The following is a 3,938-nucleotide window of genomic DNA, read 5'->3' as shown; positions in this document are numbered from 1 at the left end:
CCCTGCTTGTAGTGCAGGTCGGTGTGGCACACCCCGCAGGCCTGGATCTGGACCAGCGCCTCGCCCGGACCGGGGTCCGGCACGAGGATCGTCTCCAGGCTGACGGGGGCGCCCTTCCCCCGCGCGACAACAGCACGGACCTGATGAGTCATGGCCACTCCTCGGCTGGTACGAAACCTGGATGTTGCTTATTACGGCACGCATCTCATGTGTCGCAACACAGCATCATGGAGGGCCGAGCGGCGGTCAAGGATCTGGAGGTACCCCCGGACACACGACGGACGTATCCCCAGACGCTCCCCGGGCCGGTTCCCGGCAGCCGCCACGGACGGTTCTCAGACGTTCCTCCGGTACTGGCCGCCGATCTCGAAGAACGCCTCGGTGACCTGGCGCAGCGTGCACACCCGGGCGGCGGCCATCAGGGCGTCGAAGGCGTTGTCGCCGCCCACGGCGGCTTCCTTCAGCCGGGCGAGCGCCTGCGTGGCCTCCGCGCCGTGCGTGTTCTGGAAGTCGCGGACGCGCGTGAGCTGGGACTCCTTCTCCGTCTCCGTGGCGCGGGCGAGCTCGACCTCCTGGGGCGCACCCTCGCCGCCGGGCCGGCGGAAGGTGTTGACGCCGATGATCGGCAGCGTGCCGTCGTGCTTGCGCTGCTCGTACAGCATCGACTCGTCCTGGATGCGCCCGCGCTGGTAACCGGTCTCCATGGCGCCGAGTACACCGCCCCGCTCGTTGATCCGGTCGAACTCGGCGAGCACGGCCTCCTCGACCAGGTCGGTGAGCTGGTCGATGATGAACGACCCCTGGAGCGGGTTCTCGTTCATGGCGAGGCCCCACTCGCGGTTGATGATGAGCTGGATCGCCAGCGCCCGCCGCACCGACTCCTCCGACGGCGTGGTGACGGCCTCGTCATAGGCGTTGGTGTGCAGGGAGTTGGCGTTGTCGTAGATGGCGATCAGACCCTGCAGGGTGGTGCGGATGTCGTTGAAGTCCATCTCCTGGGCGTGCAGCGAGCGCCCGGAGGTCTGCACGTGGTACTTCAGCTTCTGGCTGCGCTCGTTCGCGCCGTACCGCTCTCTCATCGCGACGGCCCAGATCCGGCGGGCGACCCGGCCCAGCACGGAGTACTCCGGGTCCATGCCGTTGGAGAAGAAGAACGACAGGTTGGGCGCGAAGTCGTCGATGCGCATACCGCGTGCCAGGTAGGCCTCGACGTAGGTGAATCCGTTGGCCAGGGTGAAGGCCAGCTGGCTGATCGGGTTCGCCCCGGCCTCGGCGATGTGGTACCCGGAGATGGACACCGAGTAGAAGTTGCGGACCTTCTGCTCGATGAACCACTCCTGGATGTCGGCCATCATCCGCAGGCTGAACTCGGTGGAGAACAGGCAGGTGTTCTGCCCCTGGTCCTCCTTCAGGATGTCCGCCTGCACGGTGCCCCGCACGTTCGCGAGCGCGTGCGCCCGCAGCCGGGCAGCCTCATCGGGCGAGGGGTCCCGCCCCTCCGCGGCACGGAACCTCTCGGTCTGCTGGTCGATGACGGTGTTGAGGAAGAACGCCAGTACGGTCGGCGCCGGGCCGTTGATCGTCATCGACACCGAGGTCGTCGGCGCGACGAGGTCGAACCCGTCGTAGAGCGCCTTCATGTCGTCCAGGGTGGCAACCGAGACGCCGGACGTGCCGACCTTGCCGTAGATGTCGGGGCGCTCGTCGGGGTCACGGCCGTAGAGGGTGACGGAGTCGAAGGCGGTGGACAGGCGGGTGGCCGGCTGGCCCTCGGAGAGCAGCTTGAAGCGCCGGTTCGTACGGAACGGGTCGCCCTCCCCGGCGAACATCCGCGCAGGGTCCTCGCCGTCACGCTTGAAGGGGAACACTCCGGCGGTGAACGGGAAGAGGCCGGGCAGGTTCTCCCGGCGCCAGAACCGCACCAGCTCCCCGTGGTCGGTGAACGCGGGCAGCGCGACCCGGGGGATCTTGTTGCCCGAGAGGGACTCGCGGTTCAGCGCCGTACGGATCTCCCGGTCCCGTACCTTCACGACCTGCTCGTCGCCGGAGTACGACGCCACGACCGCGGGCCAGTTCTGGATCTGGTCCCCGATGTCGTGCGGGAGGTGGCGGCGGGCGTCCGCCAGCAGGGACTCCACGCCCCCCGCGTCGGAACCGGCCTCGGCGAGCTCACCCCTGACGGCATCCAGCCGCTGCACCCGCCGGGCCGCGTCGGCAAGCCGCTCGGTCTCGGCGTGGTAGGTCCGGACCGCCTCCGTGATCTCGGCGAGGTAGCGCACCCGCTCGGCGGGCACCACTTGCCGGATGCCGGAGGAGTGGCGTACGCCGACCGGCGCCAGCGTGCCCTCGGACAGCGACAGCCCCCGCTCGGCCAGGCCCGCCCTCAGATACTGGTAGAGCGCGGTGACGCCGTCGTCGTTGAACGTGGCCGCCGAGGTGCCGAACACCGGCATGTCCTCGGGCTTCCTGCCGAACGCCTCGCGGTTACGGACCAGTTGGCGGCCCACGTCGCGCATGGCGTCCTTGGCGCCGCGCCGCTCGAACTTGTTGATCGCCACGACGTCGGCGAAGTCGAGCATGTCGATCTTCTCCAGCTGCGAGGCGGCGCCGAACTCCGGCGTCATCACGTACATCGACGTGTCGACGTACGGCACGATCGCCGCGTCGCCCTGGCCGATCCCCGGCGTCTCCACGATGACCAGGTCGAAGCCGGCGGCCTTGACCACGTCGATCACGTCGGACAGGTGCTCGGGCAGCTCATGGCTGCCGCGTGTGGCCAGGCTCCGGAAGAAGACCCGGTTCCCGTCCAGGGAGTTCATCCGGATACGGTCGCCGAGCAGCGCCCCGCCGCCACGACGCCGGGTCGGGTCGACGGCGATCACCGCGATCCGCAGCTTGTCCTGCTGGTCGACCCGGAACCGCCGTACCAGCTCGTCGGTCAGCGACGACTTCCCGGAGCCGCCGGTACCGGTGATCCCGAGGACGGGCGTGACCCGTGCCGCGGCAGCGACGCGCACCTGCTCCAGAAGCTCCGGGGGCAGCTTGCCCAGTTCCGCACCGGTAATGGCACGGGCGATGGCGAACCGGTCGCCGGTCAGGACGGCGGCGGCGTCGACGGGCTTGCTGTCCCAAAGATCGAAGTCGCAGTCCCGGACCACCGAGTTGACCATCCCGGCGAGCCCCATCCGCTGCCCGTCCTCGGGCGAGAAGATGGTCACGCCGCTGCGGCGCAGCCGGGCGATCTCCTCGGGCACGATGACGCCGCCCCCGCCGCCCACGACCTGGACGTGCTCGGCCCCCTGCCCGCGCAACGACTCGACGAGATACTCGAAGTACTCCACGTGCCCGCCCTGATAGGACGAGACGGCCACACCGTGCGCATCCTCTTCGAGCGCCGCGTCCACGACCTCCCGCACCGACCGGTTGTGCCCCAGGTGGACCACCTCGGCGCCCTGGGACTGGAAGATCCGCCGCATGATGTTGATCGAGGCGTCATGCCCGTCGAACAGCGCCGAAGCGGTGACCAGACGCACGGGGTGCACGGGACGGTGGAGATCGTTCACGGTCATGGGGGCCTTCCCAAAACGCGCCGGGGAGCGTTGGCTGTCGATTTACTTGGACGTCCTAGTAATCAGGATACTAGGACGTCCAAGTAAAACGGGGAACAGGGAATCCTGCGCGACGGATCGCCGGGGTGGCCGGGATCTGCGAGCGCCGGCCCACACGGCACCCCGAAGGGGCGCGGGGTTGTGTCGATCGCGACTCCGCCGCGTGGGCGCGACCAGCCCTCCAGGGGCCCGGAGCAGAACAGCACCCCGCCAACGACCGCCGGGGGCAACCGCGCGCATGCCGTCCACGGCAAGGCCCTAGCCGGGTCCTTCGCCATGGGGAAGCGATCAATCGCCGACCGGCGGCAACGGCATCATCTCACGATGCGG

2 protein-coding genes and 1 pseudogene are annotated in these 3,938 nt (G+C 69.1%); 1 reads left to right on the top strand and 2 read right to left on the bottom strand.

Annotation, left to right across the window (positions count from 1 at the left end; genetic code table 11):
- Together RB628_RS39755 and icmF are read right to left on the bottom strand one after the other, a co-directional pair.
- Window positions 1–152: pseudogene (locus tag RB628_RS39755) on the bottom strand (alcohol dehydrogenase catalytic domain-containing protein); the annotation flags it as partial.
- 183 nt (window positions 153–335) lie between these two features.
- Window positions 336–3,563, bottom strand: coding sequence for a fused isobutyryl-CoA mutase/GTPase IcmF (gene icmF, locus RB628_RS39750; RefSeq protein WP_318325520.1), 3,228 nt, complete (start codon window positions 3,561–3,563; stop codon window positions 336–338).
- A 186-nt stretch (window positions 3,564–3,749) separates the two neighbouring features.
- On the opposite strand from icmF, the gene RB628_RS39745 reads away from it, so the two are divergent.
- On the top strand, window positions 3,750–3,938 hold a 189-nt coding region (locus RB628_RS39745), incomplete at its 3' end, for a hypothetical protein (protein ID WP_318325519.1).

It is taken from the genome of Streptomyces sp. ADMS (assembly GCF_033441795.1).
GTDB lineage: Bacteria > Actinomycetota > Actinomycetes > Streptomycetales > Streptomycetaceae > Streptomyces.
The sequence above is the reverse complement of the archived record's forward strand: the minus strand, read 5'-3'. Positions and strand labels throughout refer to the sequence as shown.